The sequence below is a fragment of the Streptomyces sp. NPDC006335 genome (assembly GCF_040612795.1).
GTDB lineage: Bacteria > Actinomycetota > Actinomycetes > Streptomycetales > Streptomycetaceae > Streptomyces.
Map to the genome: position 1 here is coordinate 43400 of NZ_JBEXQX010000003.1, position 21341 is coordinate 64740.

A 21341-nucleotide genomic window follows, 5' to 3' on the forward strand; every position below is an offset into this window, starting at 1 on the left:
GGCTCACAGGCCGGCGAACGCGGCGCCCGCGTCCCTCAGCCGCTCGTGCAGGCCGCGGAACACCGCCGCCGCCCGCTCGCCCGGCCAGTCCTCAGGGAGCAGAGCGGCGGGCAGCCCGGGGTCGGCGTAGGGGAGGTGGCGCCAGGAGTCGAGGGCGAGGAGGTAGTCGCGGTAGGCCTCCTCGGGCGGGGTGTCGGCCCGGTCCTCCCAGTCGTGCAGCACGCGCGCGTGCCGGTCGAGGAACGCCTCGTGCTCCTTGGCGATCGCGGCCAGGTCCCACCAGCGGGCGACCGCCTCGACGGTCGCGGCGAAACCGAGGTGCTCGCCGCGGAAGAAGTCGACGTACGGGTCGAGCCGCAGCCGCTGGAGCGTGTGGCGGGCCTCCTCGTACAGCCGCGCGGGGGCGATCCACACGCCGGGGGCCGCCGTGCCGAAGCCGAGTCCGGCCAGCCGTGAGCGGAGCACGTGCCGCTTCTGGCGCTCCGACTCGGGCACCGAGAACACGGCGAGCACCCAGCCCTCGTCCTCGGGCGGGGTCACCGCGTAGATGCGCCGGTCGCCGTCGTCGAGCAGTTGGCGGGCGTCCGGCGACAGCTCGTACCCGGCGGCGCCCTGCGCGGTGCGGGCCGGCAGCAGCAGCCCGCGCCGCTTGAGTCTGGACACCGACGACCGTACGGAGGGGGCGTCCACGCCGACCGCGGCCAGCAGCCGGATCAGCTCGGCGACGGGCACGGGGCCCGGCATGAAGCGGCCGTAGGCTCCGTAGAGCGTGACGATGAGAGACCGTGGTGCATGCTGGTCGGACACGTTGATCATCTTAGGTCGTGTGGATCACTGCTGGTCACCATCGGTGCGCAGCCTGAACCGCTGGAGTTTGCCGGTCGCCGTGCGCGGCAGCGCGTCCAGGAAGACGATCTCGCGCGGGCATTTGTAGGGCGCCAGTTCGGCCTTGACGAAGGAGCGCAGCTCGTCGGCGTCGCGCTCGGCGCCCTCCTTGAGGACGGCGAAGGCGACGACGACCTGACCTCGTGCCTCGTCGGGCCTGCCCACGACCGCCGCCTCGACCACGTCCGGGTGTCGCAGCAGCGCGTCCTCGACCTCCGGCCCGGCGATGTTGTACCCCGCCGAGATGATCATGTCGTCCGCGCGGGCCACATAGCGGAAGTACCCGTCGCTTTCGCGGATGTATGTGTCGCCGGTGATGTTCCAGCCGTCCCGCACGTACTCGCGCTGGCGGGGATCGGCGAGATAGCGGCAGCCGACGGGGCCGCGTACGGCGAGCAGTCCGGGCTCGCCGTCGGGCTTCTCGTGGCCGGTCTCGTCCACCACGCGCGCGTGCCATCCCGGTACTGGTACCCCGGTCGTCCCGGGCCGGATGTGCTCGTCGGCCGCGGAGATGAAGATGTGCAGCAGCTCGGTGGCCCCGATGCCGTTGACGATCCGCAGCCCGGTCCGTTCCCGCCAGGCCCGCCAGGTGGCCTCGGGCAGGTTCTCACCCGCGGAGACACAGCGGCGCAGGGACGAGATGTCGTACGCGTCGAGCTCGTCGAGCATGGCCCGGTAGGCGGTGGGGGCGGTGAACAGGACGGAGACGCGGTGCTCGGCGATCGCCGGCAACAACTGCCGGGGATGGGCCTGTTCGAGAAGGAGGGAACTGGCGCCCGCGCGCAGCGGGAAGATCACCAGGCCGCCGAGCCCGAAGGTGAAACCGAGCGGGGGGCTGCCGGTGAACACGTCGTCCACATGGGGGCGCAGCACATGCTTCGAGAAGGTGTCGGCTATGGCGAGCACATCCCGGTGGAAGTGCATACAGCCCTTGGGGCGCCCGGTGGTCCCGGAGGTGAAGGCGATCAGCGCCACGTCGTCGGCCGCGGTCTGCACGGCGGGGTAGGGCGTCCCGGGCGCCTCGCGGTTCAGGAGGTCGTCGGGGGCGTCGCCGCCGTACGTCGTGATCCTGAGGCCCGGTATCTCGGCCTTGGTGAGATCGTCCACGGAACGTATGTCGCACAGGGCGTGCTCTATGCGCGCGATCTCGCACATCGTAGCCAGCTCGTGCGGGCGCTGCTGCGCCAGTACCGTCACGGCGACCGCGCCCGCCTTCAGCACGGCGAGCCAGCAGGCCGCGAGCCAGGGGGTGGTCGGGCCGCGCAGCAGCACCCGGTTGCCGGGGACGACCCCGAGGTCGCCGGTGAGCAGATGCGCGAGCCGGTCGACCCGGGCGCGCAGTGTGCCGTACGTCCATGTGTCCCCGGCCGGTGTGTGGAAGACCGGTCGGTCGTCGGGCGGGCCCGCCAGCAGCTCGGCGGCACAGTTCAGCCGATCGGGGTACCTCAGCTCCGGCAGGTCGAAGCGGAGCTCCGGCCACTGGTCCAGGGGTGGGAGGTGGTCGCGCGCGAAGGTGTCGACATGGGCCGAGACGTTCATGGCGGGTCGCCCCCTTGCCTTCTGGGCCGCGTGGGCCGCCTTGTGGGCGTCGATGGTGGGCTCGCACAAGGAGCGTATCGTGTTGGTGACGACAGTCAACGGCACGCGATACTGTCGTGGGGCCCTGTCGACGAGAGGGGACCGGCAATGACCGCATTCTCGCTCGAACCGTCACAGACCGCCCGGTGTGCGGAGCTGCGCGCCCTCGCCGCGGAACGGCTCCACCCGCTCGCGGAGAAGGGCGAGCCCGGTCAGGTGAACCGACCGCTGGTCGCCGAACTCGGGCGACTGGGCCTGCTGGAGCGGCTGTTCACCTCCGGCGCCCTCGATCTCTGCCTGATGCGGGAGTCCCTCGCCTACGCCTGCACGGAGGCGGAGACCGCCCTCGCCCTCCAGGGCCTCGGCGCCCACCCCGTCCACGCCCACGGCACGCCGGCCCAGCGGGACCGCTGGCTGCCGGCGGTCGGCGAGGGCAGCGCGGTGGCCGCGTTCGCGCTGAGCGAGCCGGGGGCGGGCTCGGACGCGGCGGCGTTGGGGTTGCGGGCGGAGGGGGAGGGCGGGGCCTGGGGGGTGGGTGCTGATCCTTCGGAGACGTGGGCGGGGGGCGCTGGGGCGGGGTTCGGGTCTTCTCAGGTGGGCGGTTCGGCAGGGCCGGCGGCGGGGGCTGGTGGGGCGGGGCGCGGGCCGTCAGACGGTGCTCCGGGGGCGACGCCGGGAGCCGTGCGGTCGGAGCAGTCGCCGGGCTCGGAGGCCGCGGGGTCGTCGGCAGCCGGTCCCTCGGCCCCCCGGTCGCGGACCGGTGACCCCGTGGCCGAGTCCGACGGTCCCTCCCGCTGGCGGCTCACCGGCGAGAAGTGCTGGATCTCCAACGCCCCCGAGGCCGACTTCTACACCGTCTTCGCGCGGACCACGCCCGGTGCCGGAGCCCGTGGAGTGACCGCGTTCCTCGTGCCCGCCGACCGCCCCGGCCTCACCGGCACCGCCCTCGACATGCTCTCCCCGCACCCCATCGGCGCCCTCGCCTTCGACGCCGTGCCGGTGAGCGCCGACGACGTCCTCGGCGAGGTCGACCGCGGCTTCCGGGTCGCCATGGGGACCCTGAACCTGTTCCGGCCCTCCGTCGGCGCCTTCGCGGTCGGCATGGCACAGGCGGCGCTGGACGCGACCCTCGCCCACACCTCCCGACGGGACGCCTTCGGCGGCAAGTTGCGGGACCTGCAGAGCGTGGCCCACACGGTCGCCGAGATGGCCCTGCGCACGGACGCGGCCCGCCTCATGGTGTACGCGGCGGCGACGGCGTACGACGAGGGCGCCCCGGACGTGCCCAAGCGCGCGGCGATGGCGAAACTGCTCGCCACCGAGACCGCGCAGTACGTCGTCGACACCGCGGTCCAGCTCCACGGCGCGCGCGCCCTGCAACGCGGTCATCTGCTGGAACACCTGTACCGGGAGGTGCGCGCCCCGCGCATCTACGAGGGCGCGAGCGAGGTCCAACGGGGCATCATCGCCAAGGAGTTGTACGCCGACCTGGAGGTGTCGTGAGCGCCGAGCGCATCAACCCGCCCGAACTGTCCCCGCCCACCGGCTTCTCGCACGCGGTCGTCGCCACCGGCTCACGGCTGGTCTTCCTGGCGGGGCAGACGGCCCTGGACGCCGACGGCAAGGTGGTGGGGGAGTCCCTGCCGGAGCAGTTCGAGAAGGCGCTCACCAATCTCCTCACGGCCCTCGCGGCCGCCGGCGGTACCCCGTCCGACCTGGCCCGGGTCACCGTGTACGCCACCGACATCGCCGCCTACCGCACCCATGCCCGCGAACTCGGCCGTATCTGGCGGGAGTTGGCGGGCCGTGACTATCCCGCGATGGCCGTCGTCGAGGTCGTACGGCTGTGGGACGACCAGGCCGCGGTGGAACTCGACGGCTTCGCGGTGCTGCCCTAGCACCGCCGTGCTGCCGGGCGGGGGTTCATGTGATCAGGCGGCGACGGCGAGCTGTCCGGTCGGCACCCGGTGCGGTGCGACGACGCGGCCGTCGGGCAGCAGTTCGCCGGTGTCGTCGAAGACGATCGCACCGTTGCACAGCAGGTTCCAGCCCTGCTCGGGGTGGGCGGCGACGATGTGCGGGGTGGTGCTGTCGCCGTCGGACGAAGCGCACGAAGACCGGTGAGAACACATGGCGCACCTCCACATTCGGTGGACCGTCCCTATGGGGTCCGTATCCGTATGTGTAGACCATGCTCCCGCCACGAACTCATCGGAACGGCCCGACATGAAGCGTGACAACACGCGGACAACTCTCGGACGGTTCCACGACGCTCGGTGCGGACTCGCCACCGAAGGAGTGACGATCACGGCTGTCCGGTCGTGTTCCCGGTAGCAGTGGAGGCCCTCATTCCACTCATCCGGGAGGTATCCCCGTGCCTGTTCGCCCCGCTCTCGCCGCCACCGCCGCTGCCGGTGCCGCGCTGTTCCTGCTGGCCGTCCCCGCGCTGCCCGCGAGCGCCGAAGCGTACGAGACCGTCACCGTCGACCCCGTCGGCCGTATCGCCGCGGACGGCACCGTGACCCTGTCCGGCACCTACCGCTGCACCGGCGGTTCGGGCCCCGTGTTCGTGAGCTCCTCCGTGAGTGGGAGCTCCCCGTCGGTCCGGCACGGCATCGGCGGGACCCGTGCGGTGTGCGACGGCGTGGACCACAGGTGGGAGAACACGGGCAAGCCCACCTCGGACGTCCTTGAACCGGGTGCGGCCCACGTCGAGGCCACCCTCATGGAACTCAGCCTCCAGGGCGGCCTGCCGCTGCCCCGCTTCCACGCGGCCGAGCAGCGGGACATCACGCTGACGAAGGGCTGAGCGCGGGCCACGTGCGCGCCGGTGGGCGTCGCCCACGACCGGGTGGTCACCGTACGAGTGTGATCTCCGGTGGCCACAGCACACCCTCCGCCAACAGCAGGGCGGGGCCCAGGTGTTGCGGGCACACGACCAGCGCCGGCCGGGCGTGGCGACCGATCTCGAAGCGGGCCCGGGCCCCGCACTCCTCCCCGTCCCGCGGGCCGGAGTGCCGGCTCGCGCACCGCAGCGCGGGCGGGGTGTCCGCGGCCGTCATCGGACGCCCGCCTTCGCGTCGGAAGTGTGTTCGAGGGTGGCCGGAGTCATGGTCTCCTCCTCCTGCGGTCCGACGGCAGCGAGGGGCCGGACCGGCGTACCCCGCATGGGTTCACGCTAGGAACGGGCGGGCCGGGCAGCCTGTCCTGACGGCCGTACGGGTGAAGCCGGAGGAGCGGGCCTTGCGGTGACGGCAACGGCGACGACGGCCACTGGTGTGAGCCGGGGCCGGGATCTGCGCGGCGGTCATCCGTGAGCTTCTCGGCGCGGCTCCCGGAGCCCGTCGGGGTCCCCTCGGGCGGGTCCTCTCAGACGGGTCCTCTCAGACGGGATAAGCGTGCGTCTGCACCGCCTTGACCGCCGCCCAGACCTCCGCGCCCGGATGCAGGTCCAGTTCGGCCGCGGCCACCGTCGTGAGGTCCGCCGCGAGGGAGAGCTCGCCCGTGAGGTCGGCGCGGATCTGGTCGCCGTGGGTCTCCAGGCCGGCCACCTCGCAACGCCAGTGGTTGCGGGCGCTCGCACCGGCGGGGGGCTCGCGGTAGAGGGTCACGGCGCTCGGCGGGAAGGCCACGAACACGGGCCCCGTGAGGTCTTCCGTGGTCGTGAGCGCGGGCCCGGCTTCGAGGCGGACCGTGTGGCCGTCGGCCTCGCCCCGGTAGAGGTTCAGGCCGACGAGCCGGGCGATGTAGTCGGTACGCGGATGGCGGGCGATGTGGGACGGGACGCCCTCCTGCACGACCTCCCCGTGTTCGACGACCACGAGGCGGTCGGCGAGGACCATGGCGTCCAGCGGGTCGTGCGTGACGAGTACGGCGACGGCCTCGAACTCGGCGAGGTGGCGCCGGAGTTGGGCACGGACCTCCAGGCGGGTGCGGGCGTCGAGGGCGGCCAGCGGTTCGTCGAGGAGCAGAAGGCGGGGGCTGGTGGCCAACGCGCGGGCCAGTGCCACGCGTTGGGCCTGGCCACCGGACAACTTGCGGGGCTTGTCGCCCGCGTGGGCCGCGAGACCCATACGGTCGAGCCACTCGGCGGCCCGTTCCCGTGCCCGTGCCTTGGTCGCGCCCTGGCAGCGCGGGCCGAAGGCGACATTGTCGAGGGCGGTGAGGTGCGGGAAGAGCAGATAGTCCTGGAAGACGACACCGACCGGGCGGGACTCCGGAGGCGTACGGTCCAACGCGGCGCCGTCCAGCCGTAGATGGCCGTCGGTGAGCGGGGTGAGACCGGCGAGGGCGCGCAGGGCGGTGGTCTTCCCGGCGCCGTTCGGGCCCAGCAGGGCGACGACCTCGCCGGGAGCGACGGTCAGGGACACGTCGAGACGGAAGGCACCGCGGTCCACGACCAGGCGGGCGTCGAGGCCGGCCGGCGTCGCGTCGGGGGCGGTGGCGGTGGAGATGGCGCGGGTCTTGCTGGTCATGGGGCGATCACCGGTCCCACGTCGGTCGTGGCGGTCGTGGCGGTCGGGTGGGTGCCGGTGTGCGTCGCAGGGATGCCGACGGCCTCGGCCCTCTCGCAGCCACCGGAGTCACGCATCGCCTGCCCTCCGCCCTTGGCCGTCCCGCCTCCACTCCGTTCCGCTCCCGTCCGTCCCCTCATCCCGTGGCCATCCAACGGTCGCGCAGTCCCGCCAGTACGGCCACCGACACGGCCAGCAGCACCAGACTGAGGGCGATGGCCGCCTCCGGATCGCTCTGGAGGGCGAGGTAGACCGCCAGCGGCATGGTCTGGGTACGGCCGGGGAAGTTGCCGGCGAAGGTGATCGTCGCACCGAACTCGCCCAGCGCCCGAGCCCAGGCCAGTACGGCGCCCGCCGCTACACCGGGCGCGATCAGCGGCAGCGTGACCCGCCGGAACGCGGTGAAGCGGGAGGCACCCAGGGTCGTCGCCGCCTCCTCGTAGCGCTGGTCGGCGGCCCGCAGGGTGCCCTCCACGCTGATGACGAGGAAGGGCATCGCCACGAACGCCTCGGCGACCACCACCCCGGCCGTGGTGAAGGGCAGCGTGACCCCGAACCAGGCGTCCAGCCACTTCCCGACGACCCCGTTGCGGCCCAGCGCCATGAGCAGCGCGACACCGCCGACGACCGGTGGGAGGACCAACGGCAGGGTGACCAGGGCACGGACCAGCCCGCGCCCCGGGAACTCGACGCGAGCCAGCAGCCAGGCCAGCGGGACCCCGATCACCAGGCTCACCGCGGTCGCGGCCGTGGCGCAGACCAGCGAGAGCTGGAGCGCCTGCCACACGGCGGCGCCGGTGAGCTGTTCGGGCATGCCGCGCCAGGGGGCCCGTACGAGAAGCGCGACCAGCGGCACGGCCAGGAACGCCAGGCCGAACAGCGCGGGCACGAGCAGCGGCAGAGGCACACCGCGGCCTGCGCCGGGAGTGCGGACACGACGGCGCCGCGGCCCGCCCCGCAGGGGCCCGGTCGCGGCGGCGGCCTTGTCGGGCGGGGTCACGGCTTGAGGAACCCGGCCCCGGTGAGGACCTTCCGGCCCTCGGCGGACCGCACGAGCGCGATGAACGCCTTCGCGGTGTCCGGGTGCCGCGTGCCCTTGAGCAGGGTGATCGGGTAGTCGTTGACGGCGTCGGCCGACTCGGGGAACTCCACGCCCTCCACCTTGTCACCCGCCGCGCGCACATCGGTCCTGTAGACGACGGCCGCGTCGGCCTCCTTCAGTTCGACCTTCGTCAGCGCGGCCTTCACGTCCTGCTCGTAGGAGACCGGTGTCAGCTTCAGTCCGCTCGCGTCGAGAGCCTTCTGCGCGGCGGCCCCGCAGGGGACCTCCTTGGCGCACAGCACGACCTTCAGGTCCTTGTTCGTGAGGTCCTTCAGCGACCCGACCTTGTCCGGGTTGCCGGGCAGGGTCGCGATCTCCAACTGGTTGCGCACGAAGGTGACGGGCGTACCGGAGGCGTCCCCGGCGTCCGTGACGACCTTCATCGTCTTGGGGCTGGCCGAGGCGAACACGTCCGCCGGGGCGCCGCCGGTGATGCTCGCGGCCAGTGAGTCGCTGCCGCCGAAGCTGAAGGTGATCTTCGTACGGGGGTGGGTCTGCTCGAACCGCTTGCCCAGTGCCGTGAAGCTCTCCTGGAGGGAGGCGGCGGCGAAGACGGTCACCGTGCCGGAGGACGAGGACTCCGAGGCGGAGTCCGAGTCCGACGACGAGCAGGCGCTCAGGGCCAGCAGCGCTGCGACACCTGCACCCGCACCGGCCGCCCGCAGGGCCCGTCGGTGCCAGCGCGGGGTAGGGGTCATCACAGGTCGGCTCCTCTGGTCCTCATGCTCCTGGCCCCGGCCTCGGGCAGGGCCGCGTATCCCGATCATACTGACGCAGATGCCAGGCGAAAGTCCCCTGTCGCATCGCATGAGCCGGAGGCCTGATACAAGAGGCTGGCATGTGCGTTCGTACAGGACGCGGGTCGGGGATCAGAGCGGCGCAGGGAGTGGACAAGCTGTCGGACGTTCGCGCACGGCTGGATCGACGGCGCCGACGTCCCAGCCCCCTCAGGTGCGGTCGATGTGCACGTTCGTCGACTTCACGCGGGCCGTGGCCTCCACCCCGACCTCCAGGCCGAGTTCCTCCACGGCCTCCCGCGTCAGCAGCGACACCAGCCGGTGCGGGCCGGCCTGGATCTCCACCTGGGCCGCGACATCGCCGAGCTTCACGGCGGTGACGATGCCGGGGAAGGCGTTGCGGGCGGAGGTGTGGGAGGGGACCTCCTCACCGTCCTCGCCCTTGGCCAGTTCCACGGAGAAGGCGGCCAGGTCCTTGCCGTCGATGAGGCGCCGCCCGCCCTCGTCCCGGTGCGTGGGCACCCGCCCGGCGTCCGCCCACCGTCGCGCGGTGTCGGGGCTGACGCCGAGCAGCCGGGCGGCCTGGCCGATCGTGTAGGACTGCATACGCGCCAAGATAGGCGATCGGCTCTGCGGCCGGGTCAGGGCTCCGGAGCCGGGCCGACTGGCCCTGAGTGCGACGGAGCCCACCCGGAGGGGACCGGAAGGGCGACCGCCGCCACAGCCCCCTGACCGACCCGGATCCGGACCCGGCCGGCGCGAACCGCTCAGATGTCGCGGAAGTCAGATGTCCCGGAAGATCTCGATCTGCGCCCCCACCGAGTTGAGCCGCTCGGCCAGGTCCTCGTAACCGCGGTTGATGACGTAGACGTTGCGCAGTACGGACGTGCCGTCGGCCGCCATCATCGCCAGCAGGACGACGACGGCGGGGCGCAGGGCCGGCGGGCACATCATCTCGGCGGCGCGCCAGCGGGTCGGGCCCTCCACCAGGACCCGGTGCGGGTCGAGGAGTTGGAGGCGGCCGCCCAGCCGGTTGAGGTCCGTCAGATAGATCGCGCGGTTGTCGTAGACCCAGTCGTGGATGAGGGTCTGGCCCTGCGCGACCGCCGCGATGGCCGCGAAGAAGGGGACGTTGTCGATGTTCAGGCCGGGGAACGGCATCGGGTGGATCTTGTCGATCGGCGCCTCCAGTTTGGAGGGCCGGACGGTGAGGTCGACCAGCCGGGTGCGGCCGTTGTCGGCGAAGTACTCGGGCGTGCGGTCGTGGTCGAGGCCCATCTCCTCCAGGACCGCGAGCTCGATCTCCAGGAACTCGATGGGCACCCGGCGGACCGTCAGCTCCGACTCGGTCACCACGGCCGCGGCCAGCAGGCTCATCGCCTCGACCGGGTCCTCGGAGGGGGAGTAGTCGACGTCCACGTCGATGTGCGCCACACCGTGCACGGTGAGGGTGGTGGTGCCGATGCCCTCGACCCTGACGCCCAGCGCCTCCAGGAAGAAGCAGAGGTCCTGGACCATGTAGTTGGAGGAGGCGTTGCGGATGACGGTGACGCCGTCGTGGCGGGCGGCCGCGAGCAGCGCGTTCTCCGTCACGGTGTCGCCGCGCTCGGTCAGCACGATCGGACGGTCGGGGCGGACCGCCCGGTCGACCCGGGCGTGGTACTGGCCCTCGGTCGCCGCCACGTCCAGGCCGAACCGGCGCAGCGCGATCATGTGCGGCTCGATGGTCCGGGTCCCGAGGTCGCAGCCGCCGGCGTACGGCAGCCGGAAGCCGTCCATGCGGTGCAGCAGCGGGCCGAGGAACATGATGATCGAGCGCGTGCGGACGGCGGCCTCGGCGTCGATGGCGTTCATGTCCAGCTCGGCCGGCGGCACGAGTTCGAGGTCGACGCCGCCGTTGATCCAGCGCGTGCGCACCCCGATGGAGCTCAGCACCTCCAGCAGGCGGTAGACCTCCTCGATGCGGGCGACCCTGCGCAGCACCGTGCGCCCCTTGTTGAGGAGCGAGGCGCAGAGCAGGGCCACACACGCGTTCTTGCTCGTCTTGACGTCGATCGCGCCGGAGAGCCGACGACCGCCGACCACTCGCAGATGCATCGGCCCCGCGTAGCCCAGAGAGACGATTTCGCTGTCCAGTGCTTCACCGATACGGGCGATCATCTCAAGGCTGATGTTCTGGTTGCCGCGCTCGATGCGATTGACGGCGCTCTGACTGGTGCCGAGCGCCTCGGCAAGTTGCGACTGTGTCCAGCCCCGGTGCTGCCGGGCGTCACGGATGAGCTTGCCGATACGTACGAGGTAGTCGTCTGCCATGCGGTTGAGGCTATCTCAGATATGAGATGGCGCATTCCGGGAGGTCCATTCGGGGGAAAGGCCCGGACGGACCTGAGGGAAGGTCAGTGGCGCTTGGCGGTGCGGGTCTTGCGCCATCCGAAAGGTCCGGGCAAATCCATCGATGTCGTACGACGTCCCGTGCTGCTGTGCGTGTGCTTGGGGCCGTGGCTTCCGCCACCGGTGGTGATGGACCAGGAGCGCCGGTTGATGTTCAGCCGCACCCCGGGAAGGATCCGGAAACTCTTGCGGAACGTGAGCGGCATGGGGGCCTCCCCTTGAAGGTCGGTCGCGTGCTTTCGACGTTGTTCAATACCCCGGCCCGGCGAAGTGATGGCTGCAGGGTTCGCATCGCCCCGCTGTGGTGGGCGAGTTGGGTCAGAGGGTGTCCGTGCGAGGTGTTCGTCACCCGCGACGCCCGCCCCGGACGGTGCGCTCCTCCAGGTTCGGGCCGGCTGCCCGGGGGCGGGTTGGGCGGCGGTGAGCGGTACGGCCCCGGCCCGCGTCCGTGGTCGGGGTCGACGCCGGGTCGGCTTCGACGTCGACCACGGACGACGACCCGGCAAGACGACCCGGCGCGGGCCCGGGGGCGAGGTCGACGTCCCGACGGGGACCGGCTGGACACGGCGAGGCGAAAGGAACCCGCGGCCGGCCGCCGTCAGGTCACCCGCCCGGGTCGGTGGCGGCGAGGCTCGATGCCGCAGGCACCCCCGCTCGCCGGCGGATCCGCGGATCGCCGGACATCACACCGAGGCCGGGCATGACCATCCCGGCCTCATGTACTAGAGTTATCTCGACATCGAGATATCTGCCGAGGCGTACCGCAGTCGCACGCTTTCGCTGGGTCTGGCAGTAAGGCCTACCTAACTTAGCCTTACCTTAGCGGATCGGCCAAGACGGCGTGGCGGCAGGATGCGGTGGTAAGCGCACAAAAATGAAGGAGACTGTCGTGTCGGCGAACAGCTTCGACGCCCGCGCCACGCTCAGCGTGGGCGACGAGTCGTACGAGATCTTCCGGCTGGACAAGGTGGAGGGCTCGGCCCGCCTGCCGTACAGCCTCAAGGTTCTCCTGGAGAACCTGCTCCGTACCGAGGACGGCGCGAACATCACCGCCGACCACATCCGCGCCCTCGGCAGCTGGGACTCCCAGGCCCAGCCGTCGCAGGAGATCCAGTTCACGCCGGCCCGCGTGATCATGCAGGACTTCACCGGCGTGCCCTGTGTCGTCGACCTCGCCACCATGCGTGAGGCCGTCAAGGAGCTCGGCGGCGACCCCGCGAAGGTCAACCCGCTCTCCCCGGCCGAGCTGGTCATCGACCACTCCGTCATCGCCGACAAGTTCGGCACCCACGAGGCCTTCGCGCAGAACGTCGAGCTGGAGTACGGCCGCAACCGCGAGCGCTACCAGTTCCTGCGCTGGGGCCAGACCGCGTTCGACGACTTCAAGGTCGTCCCGCCGGGCACCGGCATCGTCCACCAGGTGAACATCGAGCACCTGGCCCGCACGGTCATGGTCCGCAACGGGCAGGCGTACCCCGACACCCTCGTCGGCACCGACTCGCACACCACGATGGTCAACGGCCTCGGTGTGCTGGGCTGGGGCGTCGGCGGCATCGAGGCCGAGGCCGCGATGCTCGGCCAGCCGGTCTCCATGCTCATCCCGCGCGTCGTCGGCTTCAAGCTGACCGGTGAGCTGCCCGCCGGCACCACCGCCACCGACCTCGTGCTGACCATCACCGAGATGCTCCGCAAGCACGGCGTGGTCGGCAAGTTCGTCGAGTTCTACGGTGAGGGCGTCGCCGCCACCTCCCTCGCGAACCGCGCCACCATCGGCAACATGTCGCCGGAGTTCGGCTCGACCGCCGCGATCTTCCCGATCGACGACGAGACCATCAAGTACCTCAAGCTCACCGGCCGCTCCGAGCAGCAGCTCGCGCTCGTCGAGGCGTACGCCAAGGAGCAGGGCCTCTGGCTGGACCCGAAGGCGGAGCCGGACTTCTCCGAGAAGCTGGAGCTCGACCTCTCCACGGTCGTGCCCTCCATCGCCGGCCCGAAGCGCCCGCAGGACCGTATCGTCCTCGCGAACGCCGCCGAGCAGTTCAAGCAGGACGTCCGCAACTACGTCGACGACGTCGACGAGTCCGGCAAGGAGTCCTTCCCGGCCTCCGACGCCCCGGCGGTCGCCCCGAACGGCGCCCCGTCCAACCCGGTCACCGTGACCGCCCCCGACGGCTCGACGTACGAGATCGACCACGGCGCGGTGACGGTCGCGGCCATCACCTCCTGCACCAACACCTCGAACCCGTACGTCATGGTCGCCGCCGCGCTCGTCGCGAAGAAGGCCGTGGAGAAGGGCCTGACCCGCAAGCCGTGGGTCAAGACCACCCTCGCCCCGGGTTCCAAGGTCGTCACCGACTACTTCGACAAGGCGGGGCTCACCCCCTACCTCGACAAGGTCGGCTTCAACCTCGTCGGCTACGGCTGCACCACCTGCATCGGCAACTCCGGTCCGCTGCCGGAGGAGGTCTCCAAGGCCGTCAACGACCACGACCTCGCGGTCACCTCGGTCCTCTCCGGCAACCGGAACTTCGAGGGCCGTATCAACCCCGACGTCAAGATGAACTACCTGGCCTCCCCGCCGCTGGTCGTCGCGTACGCCCTCGCCGGGTCCATGAAGGTGGACATCACCAAGGACGCGCTCGGTGTCGACCAGGACGGCAACCCCGTCTACCTGAAGGACATCTGGCCCTCCGAGGCCGAGGTCAACGACGTCGTGGCGAACGCCATCGGCGAGGACATGTTCAACAAGTCCTACTCCGACGTCTTCGCCGGCGACGCCCAGTGGCAGGCGCTGCCGATCCCGACCGGCAACACCTTCGAGTGGGACGCCGAGTCGACCTACGTCCGCAAGCCCCCGTACTTCGAGGGCATGACGATGGAGACCACCCCGGTCTCCGACATCACGGGCGCCCGGGTCCTCGCCAAGCTCGGCGACTCGGTCACCACCGACCACATCTCCCCGGCCGGTGCCATCAAGGCCGACACCCCGGCCGGCAAGTACCTCACCGAGCACGGTGTGGAGCGTCGTGACTTCAACTCCTACGGCTCGCGCCGAGGCAACCACGAGGTCATGATCCGCGGCACGTTCGCCAACATCCGCCTGCGCAACCAGATCGCGCCGGGCACCGAGGGCGGCTACACCCGCGACTTCACCCAGGACGGCGGTCCGGTGTCGTTCATCTACGACGCCTCCCGCAACTACATCGAGCAGGGCATCCCGCTCGTCGTCCTCGCGGGCAAGGAGTACGGCTCCGGCTCGTCCCGCGACTGGGCCGCCAAGGGCACCGCGCTGCTCGGCGTCAAGGCCGTCATCGCCGAGTCGTACGAGCGCATCCACCGCTCGAACCTCATCGGCATGGGCGTTCTGCCGCTCCAGTTCCCCGAGGGCCAGTCCGCCGCCACCCTCGGTCTGACCGGCGAGGAGACCTTCTCCTTCACCGGTGTCGAGGAGCTCAACAACGGCACCACGCCGCGCACGGTCAAGGTCACCACCGACACGGGCGTCGAGTTCGACGCGGTCGTCCGCATCGACACCCCCGGTGAGGCCGACTACTACCGCAACGGCGGCATCATGCAGTACGTGCTGCGCAGCCTGATCCGCAAGTAAGCCCCTTCGGGCACTTGAGGGCCGCACTCCCGGTGACGGGGGTGCGGCCCTTTGCTGCGTGGCGTGACCGGAAGGGCTGCCCCACGAAAACCAGTGGATCAGCGCCACCGTGCGCCATTACGGTGCTGCCGCACCGAGTCGCCGAGGCAAGGACGTGCCGTTGTACACCGTGTGAGACCCCCCGAACGCTGATCGGTCGCGCGCCGCACATGTGCGCCGCGCTGCTTTCTGCTGCGGACTTCTCACTGAAACCGGTGTACTTCTGTGCTCACCACCTGGGTGGTCATGCCCACCTGCCTTCCGCTCGTCCTCCGCCGTTGTCACACGTGCGCGTCAAAGCGCTTCCGGGCCAACGGCAAGTTCCGCGTCAACGCGCACCACAAGCTCCTCGACGCCTGGCTCCTCGCGCTGTGCACCACCTGCGGGGAAACGGCGAAGCTCACGGTCCTGGAGCGGGTGCGTGTGCGTTCCGTACGACCGCAACTGCTGGACCGGCTGCACGACAACGACCCCGTCCTCGCAGCCGAGTTGCTCCAGGACCCGGTCATGCGGCGCCGTAACCGCATCGCCCTGGACTGGAGCGACGCCTGGCGTCTCGACACCGGCGGAACGGACCATCCGGGCCGCGAGGTGATCGATGTGTCGGTCCGCTTCGCCGCACGGATCCCCGTCCGTCCGGTACGGCTGATCGCCGACGGCTGCGGTCTTTCCCGGGCCGAGGTCGAGGGACTGATCACGGAGGGCAAGCTGGTCTCGTCGGTCCGGCTGAGCGCCAGGCTCTCCGACGCTTTCACCTTCACGCTCAAACGCTGAGCCCTCGTGGGCACCTGGGACCTGCCCGGCCGGGCTCAGGTGCCCACGAGGTGGCCGGCATCCGCCGTCGGTCCACCCAGCGGGCGGCAGTGCGCGGCCGTGGTCGGGGATGTGCGAGGCCCCGCACGTCTCAGTTCCCGGTGTGTTCGGGTGCACGGTCGGAGCAGGGCCGCCGGAGCACGGTCGCGGAGTCCCGGGTGGTGACGACGACGTGCGGCTGTGGCAGCTCCAGGACGGTCGGTCGGTAGGTCGGAGCACCTCGCGCACATACACACAGCGGCGTCGCTGCCCTGCACGCCCAGAAGACCCGCTCCCCAACTCCCTTACGTCTCCTACCCTTACCGCGTGACGCTCCCCGACCCCCTCCTCCGCGCCCTCCAGGACCCCGGCCCCCGCCCCCTCCCCGACGAGGCGGCCGCACTTCTGCGCACGCTGGACGCCCCGCCCCGCCTGGCGGCCCACCTGAGACTCGTGCACGACGTGGCGTACGAGCTCGTCGAGTGGCTGGCGGTGCGGTACCCGGAGCTCCAACTCGACCGTGAGGCAGTGCTGTTCGGGGCCGCGACGCACGATGTGGGCAAGACCGCGCACCCTTGCGAGCTCTCCGGTCCCGGCTCCGCACACGAGGAGGCCGGCCGTGACCTTCTCCTGGCCCACGGCGTCACCCCCGAGCGCGCCCGTTTCGCCGCCACGCACGCGGCCTGGACCCTCCCGGACATCGGGCTCGAAGACCTGCTCGTCAGCGTCGCCGACAAGATCTGGAAGAACAAGCGGATGCAGGAACTGGAGGACCTGGTCATCAGGAGGCTCGCCGAGACGAGCGGCCGGACGGTGTGGGAGGAGTTCCTGGCCCTCGACGACGCGCTGACCGCCGTAGGAGAAGGCGCGGAGGAACGACTGGCCTTTCAGGCGGCGTACCCGCTGTGACCGTCACCCGGTTCCGGGGTTCTGCCCTCGAACCGCGATCCGTCCATCCAGGAGTTCCCGGTCGAAGGGCAACTCCACTTGCTTGACCTGCCGTAGGTCCAGCCGTCGGCTTACGGGAACATGCAGCTGTGCTCGGTGGCCTGCGGGGTGCGGCCATCACCCTCCCGCGGACGCCGTCACGTGCCGTGATCGGGTGGACGAAGCCATCGTCAGTCGAACCGCCGACACCACACCACGCCATTCACCACAGCGCCCCCCGTTTACAACTGCGCCGCATCCCGCTACCTTCCGCAGAAGGTGGGGTGGGAGCGCTCCCATGCGGACGGACCGGAACCCGCCCGCGTGCGCGCCCCCACCTCACCGCAACCCCACACACCCGCACGGCCCGTACCCCACGGAACGGACTGGACTGTCATGATCCTGACAAAGTTATCGAGGGTGACCCGCCCCAGAGTCCTCTTCCTGGTCCTCGTCTCCCTCCTGGCCACCATCCCCGCCCTCAGCCTGGTCCTCACGGCCGGCGGCAAGGCCGAGGCCCACGGCACCCCGATGAAGCCCGCAAGCCGCACCTTCCTGTGCTGGCAGGACGGGCTGACCGACACCGGGGAGATCAAGCCCATCAACCCGGCCTGCAAGAACGCACAGGCGGTCAGCGGCACCACGCCGTTCTACAACTGGTTCTCCGTGCTCCGCTCGGACGGCGCCGGCCGTACCCGCGGCTTCGTGCCGGACGGCCAGTTGTGCAGCGGCGGCAACACCAACTTCACCGGCTTCAACGCCCCCCGCGACGACTGGCCGCTCACCCACCTCACCGCGGGCAAGACGGTCGACTTCTCCTACAACGCCTGGGCCGCGCACCCGGGTTGGTTCTACGTCTACGTCACCAAGGACGGCTTCGACCCGAAGAAGACCCTCACCTGGGACGACATCGAGTCACAGCCGTTCCTCAGCGTCGACCACCCGCCGCTCAAGGGCAGCCCGGGCACGGTCGAGGCCAACTACTCCTGGACCGGCCAGCTCCCGGCGAACAAGTCCGGCAGGCACATCATCTACATGGTCTGGCAGCGTTCGGACAGCGCGGAGACCTTCTACTCCTGCTCCGACGTCGTCTTCGACGGCGGCAACGGCGAGGTCACCGGCATCCACGAGCCGGGCAACCCGACCGAGCCGGTGCCCGGCGCCTGCACGGCCACCCGTAAGACGACCGGCAGTTGGAACGGCGGCTACCAGTCCGAGGTGACCGTCACCAACTCCGGCGACGTCCCGATGCTGGGCTGGATGGTCGACTGGACCCTGCCGACCGGACAGAAGGTCGACAGCCTCTGGAACGGCAACGCCACCTACACCGGCCAGGCCGTGATGGTCCACAACGCCAACTGGAACGGCTCGCTCAGTCCGGGGCAGAGCGCGACCTTCGGATACGTCGCCACCGGCTCCGGAGGCGACACGGCCACGACTCTTCCCTGTCGCGTCGGCTGAGTCACCGTCAGAACACGCTCGGACCTTCCGCTCAGGGCGGACCCGGTGGGGCTGTGCGCCACCGGGTCCGCGAGCCGTGCCGGCGCAAGGGGGGGGTGATGGCCGACGCGGATGGTGCTGGCTTGTGACGACGAGGCCGACGTGCGACAACGTTGTCGAGTGGTCTATACAACTCTACCGCCCCAACGGACAACGATGTCAAATCAGTTGGGGGAACCGCCATCACCCAGACCCCCCGCGTGCGAGCAACCGGGTTACCGGCCGGTCTCCAACACCTTTGCCAGCCAATTGAGTTGGCGCCGCACCTGCACCGCGTCCCCGCCCTCGTGGCCGTTGTACGGATAGGCGTGGATCTCCTTGCGGAGGTTCACGCCGATCAGCTCCCCGTAGCGGTTGAAGGCCGCGTACGCCCCGCTCGGCGGGCACACCGCGTCGCGCAGCCCGACTCCGAAGTGGGCCGGGGCGGCGGCGCGCCGGGCGAAGGAGACGCCCTCCATGTACGAGAGCGTGCGATACGCGGCCTCCTCCACGCCCCGGTGCACGGAGAGGTACGCGCCGATCTCGCCGTACGGGCTCGCGTCGGTCAGGTCCAGAGCGCGCCGGATGCCGCACAGGAAGGGCGCGGTGACCAGGGCCGCCGTCAGATCGGGCACCAGGCCCGCGACCGCCAGCGCCAGCCCGCCGCCCTGGCTGTTGCCGACGGCCGCGACGCGACCCCCGTCCACCCCCGGCAGCGCCCGCACCGCCGTCACCGCACGCACCGCGTCCGTGATCAGCCGCCGGTAGTGGTAGGCACGCGGGTCGAGCAGGCCCCGTACCGCGGGTCCCGGGCCGCCCGGGGCCGAGGCGTGCGGGTCGGGGGTCGCGCCGCCGTTGCCGTACTGGTCGCCCTGGCCGCGGTTGTCCATCAGCAGATGCGCGTACCCGGCGTTCACCCAGGTCAGCCGTTCGTGCGGGAGGCCGCGGCCCCGCCCGTAACCGGCGTACTCGACGACCGCGGGCAGCGGTTCGCGCATCCCGGTGGGTCTGCTGAACCAGGCGCGTACCGGATCGCCGGCGAAGCCCCGGAAGGTGACGTCCCAGGTCTCCGTCAGCCGCAGCCCGTTCTCCGCCGGGCGCGCCGACACCAACACCTCGGTCTGCGCCGCCTCTTTCAGGGTGTCACGCCAGAACTCGTCGAAATCCGGGGGTTCCTGGACATCGGGACGGTAGTGCTCCAGCTCCGCGACGGGCAGGTCGAACGCAGGCACAGGGCACCTCGCATGAGTCGGTCTACGTAGTGAAACTTGCGGAGGGAACCGGGACTTGGCCTCCCTGTTCTACCCCACTCCTGCCCCGGGTATCTCCCGCCCGCCCCATTGACAGCGCTTTCTCCAGCCCTCTAAGTTGCCGCGAAGTTACCGGTAAGAGCTCGAAAGTTTCGGTTCCGTGCCTCCGTCTGAGAGGACCGAGCATGAGCACATCCGTCAAGTCGGCCTCTCCACCGCTCAGCGTCGGGGACCCACCCGGAGCGCCGGCCCGTCCCGCGCGGCGCGGCGGCCGGCGCCGGGCCCTGCGCCGCGACTGGCAGCTCTACTCGCTGGCCGTCCTGCCGCTGCTGTTCTTCCTGGTCTTCCGCTATCTGCCGATGATCGGCAACGTGATCGCCTTCCGGCGCTTCGAGCCCGGCGGCTCGATGTTCGGCGAGGAATGGGTGGGCCTGCGCTATGTGCGCATGTTCCTCAGTGACCCCACCTTCTGGCAGGTGTTCCGCAACACCCTGTGGCTCGGCGGGCTCACCCTCGTGTTCTGCTTCCCGATCCCGATCGTCCTCGCCCTCCTGCTGAACGAGGTGCGCCGGCGTTCCCTGAAGCGTTTCGTGCAGTCGGTGTCGTACCTCCCGCACTTCCTGTCGATCGTGATCGTCGCGGGCCTCACGATGCAGATGCTCGCCACCGACGGCCCGGTCAACCACGCGCTCGGCTGGTTCGGCCACGACGAGATCCGCTTCATCCAGGAACCCGACTGGTTCCGCACGATCTACGTCGGTTCGGAGGTCTGGCAGACCGCCGGCTGGGGCACGATCCTCTACCTCGCCGCGCTCACCACCATCGACGAGGACCTGTACGAGGCCGCGCGCATCGACGGCGCCAACCGCTGGAAGCAGATCTGGCACGTCACCCTGCCCGGCATCCGCCCCACCATGATCACGCTGCTGATCCTCAACGTCGGCACGTTCATGGCGGTCGGCTTCGAGAAGGTCCTGCTGCTCTACAACCCGCTGACCTATCCGACCGCGGACGTCATCTCGACGTACGTCTACCGCGCGGGTGTCGAGTCCAACAGCTTCAGTTACGCCGCCGCTATCGGACTCTTCGAGGCGATCATCGGCCTGTTCCTGATCACGTCCGCCAACACCCTCTCGCGCCGCACAGTGGGGACCAGCCTGTGGTGAAGCCGAGCCGCTCCCACCGGGTCTTCCAGGGCGTCAACGGGGTGGTTCTCACCCTCGTGGTGCTGGTGACCCTGTACCCCTTCGTCAACATCGTCGCGAGGTCCTTCAGCGGGGAGCGGCAGATCCGGGCCGGTGAAGTGACGCTGTGGCCCAAGGGGTTCAACCTCACCACGTACCGGATCGTCTTCCAGGACTCGATGTTCTGGCGCAACTACGGCAACACCGTGTTCTACACGGTCGTGTCCACCGCCGTGGCCATGGTCCTGACGACCTGTTACGCCTACGTCCTGTCGAAGAAGCACCTCAAGGGGCGCGGGGTGCTCGTCGGCATCGCCGTGTTCACGATGTTCTTCACCGGCGGTCTGATCCCCAACTACATTCTCGTCACCGAGCTCGGGCTGAAGAACAGCGTCTGGGCCATCGCGCTGCCGAACGCGATCAGCGTCTTCAACCTGCTGGTGATGAAGGCCTTCTTCGAGAGCCTGCCGACCGAGCTGGAGGAGGCCGCGCAGATCGACGGCCTGAGCACCTACGGCATCCTCTTCCGGATCGTGCTGCCGCTGTCCAAGGCGGTCGTCGCGACCATGGTGCTCTTCTACACGGTGTCCTTCTGGAACTCCTGGTTCAGCGCGTTCCTCTACATGGACCACTCCGACCTAATGCCGGTCACCGTCTACCTGCGCAACCTCATCGCCGGAGCCACCGGCGGCGGCAACGCGGGTGCCGGGACCGCGGAGCTCAGCCAGGTCGGCGCGAGCATCCAGGCGGTCACGATCGTGCTCACCGCGCTGCCGATCATCTGCGTGTACCCGTTCGTCCAGCGCTTCTTCGTCTCGGGCGTGATGCTCGGCGCGGTCAAGGGCTGACAGCCCGT

At 70.4% G+C, this 21341-nt stretch carries 20 protein-coding genes; 9 read left to right on the plus strand and 11 right to left on the minus strand.

Translation table 11 applies throughout. The features are described 5' to 3' along the window. Positions 1–3: 3 nt before the first annotated feature. Positions 4–816 carry a PaaX family transcriptional regulator C-terminal domain-containing protein gene (locus tag ABZ098_RS11035; protein WP_356589482.1) on the minus strand — a complete coding sequence of 271 codons (813 nt, stop codon included), beginning with the start codon at positions 814–816 and terminating at the stop codon, positions 4–6. Between the two features lie 15 nt (positions 817–831). Continuing rightward, positions 832–2424: an AMP-binding protein gene (locus ABZ098_RS11040; protein ID WP_356590490.1), complete on the minus strand. Its 1593-nt coding sequence runs from the start codon at positions 2422–2424 to the stop codon at positions 832–834. 147 nt (positions 2425–2571) lie between these two features. Here ABZ098_RS11040 and ABZ098_RS11045 point away from each other — a divergent pair, with 147 nt between their 5' ends. Both ABZ098_RS11045 and ABZ098_RS11050 read left to right on the plus strand, forming a co-directional pair. After that, positions 2572–3966, plus strand: a complete 1395-nt coding sequence (locus ABZ098_RS11045) for an acyl-CoA dehydrogenase (protein WP_356589484.1) — start codon at positions 2572–2574, stop codon at positions 3964–3966. Next, positions 3963–4361 (plus strand): RidA family protein, encoded by a 399-nt coding sequence (locus ABZ098_RS11050; RefSeq protein WP_356589486.1) that lies wholly within the window; start codon positions 3963–3965, stop codon positions 4359–4361. Before ABZ098_RS11045 ends, ABZ098_RS11050 begins: the two co-directional genes overlap by 4 nt. Positions 4362–4394: 33 nt before the next feature. Here the strand turns inward: ABZ098_RS11050 and ABZ098_RS11055 are convergent, their stop codons facing one another. Continuing rightward, entirely contained in the window at positions 4395–4595 is a 201-nt protein-coding gene (locus ABZ098_RS11055) for a DUF5999 family protein (RefSeq protein WP_356589488.1), read from the minus strand. 242 nt (positions 4596–4837) lie between these two features. On the opposite strand from ABZ098_RS11055, the gene ABZ098_RS11060 reads away from it, so the two are divergent. Continuing rightward, positions 4838–5272, plus strand: coding sequence for a DUF6299 family protein (locus tag ABZ098_RS11060; protein ID WP_356589490.1), 435 nt, complete (start codon positions 4838–4840; stop codon positions 5270–5272). A 46-nt stretch (positions 5273–5318) separates the two neighbouring features. On the opposite strand, the gene ABZ098_RS11065 is transcribed toward ABZ098_RS11060, so the two are convergent. From ABZ098_RS11065 to ABZ098_RS11095, 7 genes are all read right to left on the minus strand, one after another. Further along, on the minus strand, positions 5319–5525 hold the full coding sequence (locus ABZ098_RS11065; RefSeq protein WP_356589492.1) for a hypothetical protein: 207 nt from the start codon (positions 5523–5525) through the stop codon (positions 5319–5321). Positions 5526–5846: 321 nt separating this feature from the next. Continuing rightward, positions 5847–6938 carry an ABC transporter ATP-binding protein gene (locus ABZ098_RS11070; RefSeq protein ID WP_356589494.1) on the minus strand — a complete coding sequence of 364 codons (1092 nt, stop codon included), beginning with the start codon at positions 6936–6938 and terminating at the stop codon, positions 5847–5849. Positions 6939–7113: 175 nt separating this feature from the next. After that, positions 7114–7977 (minus strand): molybdate ABC transporter permease subunit, encoded by an 864-nt coding sequence (gene modB / locus ABZ098_RS11075; RefSeq protein ID WP_356589496.1) that lies wholly within the window; start codon positions 7975–7977, stop codon positions 7114–7116. Continuing rightward, positions 7974–8777: a molybdate ABC transporter substrate-binding protein gene (modA, locus tag ABZ098_RS11080; RefSeq protein ID WP_356589498.1), complete on the minus strand. Its 804-nt coding sequence runs from the start codon at positions 8775–8777 to the stop codon at positions 7974–7976. The genes modB and modA overlap by 4 nt, the downstream gene beginning before the upstream one ends. Positions 8778–9026: 249 nt before the next feature. Continuing rightward, positions 9027–9422, minus strand: coding sequence for a helix-turn-helix transcriptional regulator (locus tag ABZ098_RS11085; RefSeq protein ID WP_356589500.1), 396 nt, complete (start codon positions 9420–9422; stop codon positions 9027–9029). 177 nt (positions 9423–9599) lie between these two features. Next, positions 9600–11129 carry a UDP-N-acetylglucosamine 1-carboxyvinyltransferase gene (locus ABZ098_RS11090; RefSeq protein WP_356589502.1) on the minus strand — a complete coding sequence of 510 codons (1530 nt, stop codon included), beginning with the start codon at positions 11127–11129 and terminating at the stop codon, positions 9600–9602. A gap of 83 nt (positions 11130–11212) precedes the next feature. Beyond that, positions 11213–11413 carry a DUF4236 domain-containing protein gene (locus ABZ098_RS11095; RefSeq protein WP_356589504.1) on the minus strand — a complete coding sequence of 67 codons (201 nt, stop codon included), beginning with the start codon at positions 11411–11413 and terminating at the stop codon, positions 11213–11215. Positions 11414–12096: 683 nt separating this feature from the next. Here ABZ098_RS11095 and acnA point away from each other — a divergent pair. The 4 genes from acnA to ABZ098_RS11115 all read left to right on the plus strand — a co-directional run bounded on the left by acnA (position 12097) and on the right by ABZ098_RS11115 (position 18033). Next, positions 12097–14814 carry an aconitate hydratase AcnA gene (gene acnA, locus ABZ098_RS11100; RefSeq protein ID WP_356589506.1) on the plus strand — a complete coding sequence of 906 codons (2718 nt, stop codon included), beginning with the start codon at positions 12097–12099 and terminating at the stop codon, positions 14812–14814. Positions 14815–15078: 264 nt separating this feature from the next. Next, the gene (locus tag ABZ098_RS11105) at positions 15079–15627 is read left to right on the plus strand and encodes a DUF1062 domain-containing protein (RefSeq protein ID WP_356589508.1); all 549 of its coding nucleotides are present in this window, start codon (positions 15079–15081) and stop codon (positions 15625–15627) included. Positions 15628–15972: 345 nt separating this feature from the next. Next, positions 15973–16554 carry an HD domain-containing protein gene (locus ABZ098_RS11110; RefSeq protein WP_356589510.1) on the plus strand — a complete coding sequence of 194 codons (582 nt, stop codon included), beginning with the start codon at positions 15973–15975 and terminating at the stop codon, positions 16552–16554. Between the two features lie 414 nt (positions 16555–16968). Further along, entirely contained in the window at positions 16969–18033 is a 1065-nt protein-coding gene (locus ABZ098_RS11115) for a lytic polysaccharide monooxygenase (RefSeq protein ID WP_356589512.1), read from the plus strand. A gap of 254 nt (positions 18034–18287) precedes the next feature. Here the strand turns inward: ABZ098_RS11115 and ABZ098_RS11120 are convergent, their stop codons facing one another. Further along, positions 18288–19283, minus strand: a complete 996-nt coding sequence (locus tag ABZ098_RS11120; protein ID WP_356589514.1) for an acetylxylan esterase — start codon at positions 19281–19283, stop codon at positions 18288–18290. A 203-nt stretch (positions 19284–19486) separates the two neighbouring features. On the opposite strand from ABZ098_RS11120, the gene ABZ098_RS11125 reads away from it, so the two are divergent. Next, positions 19487–20467, plus strand: coding sequence for an ABC transporter permease subunit (locus tag ABZ098_RS11125; RefSeq protein WP_356589516.1), 981 nt, complete (start codon positions 19487–19489; stop codon positions 20465–20467). Continuing rightward, the gene (locus ABZ098_RS11130) at positions 20461–21333 is read left to right on the plus strand and encodes a carbohydrate ABC transporter permease (protein ID WP_356589518.1); all 873 of its coding nucleotides are present in this window, start codon (positions 20461–20463) and stop codon (positions 21331–21333) included. The genes ABZ098_RS11125 and ABZ098_RS11130 overlap by 7 nt, the downstream gene beginning before the upstream one ends. Positions 21334–21341 lie beyond the last annotated feature (8 nt).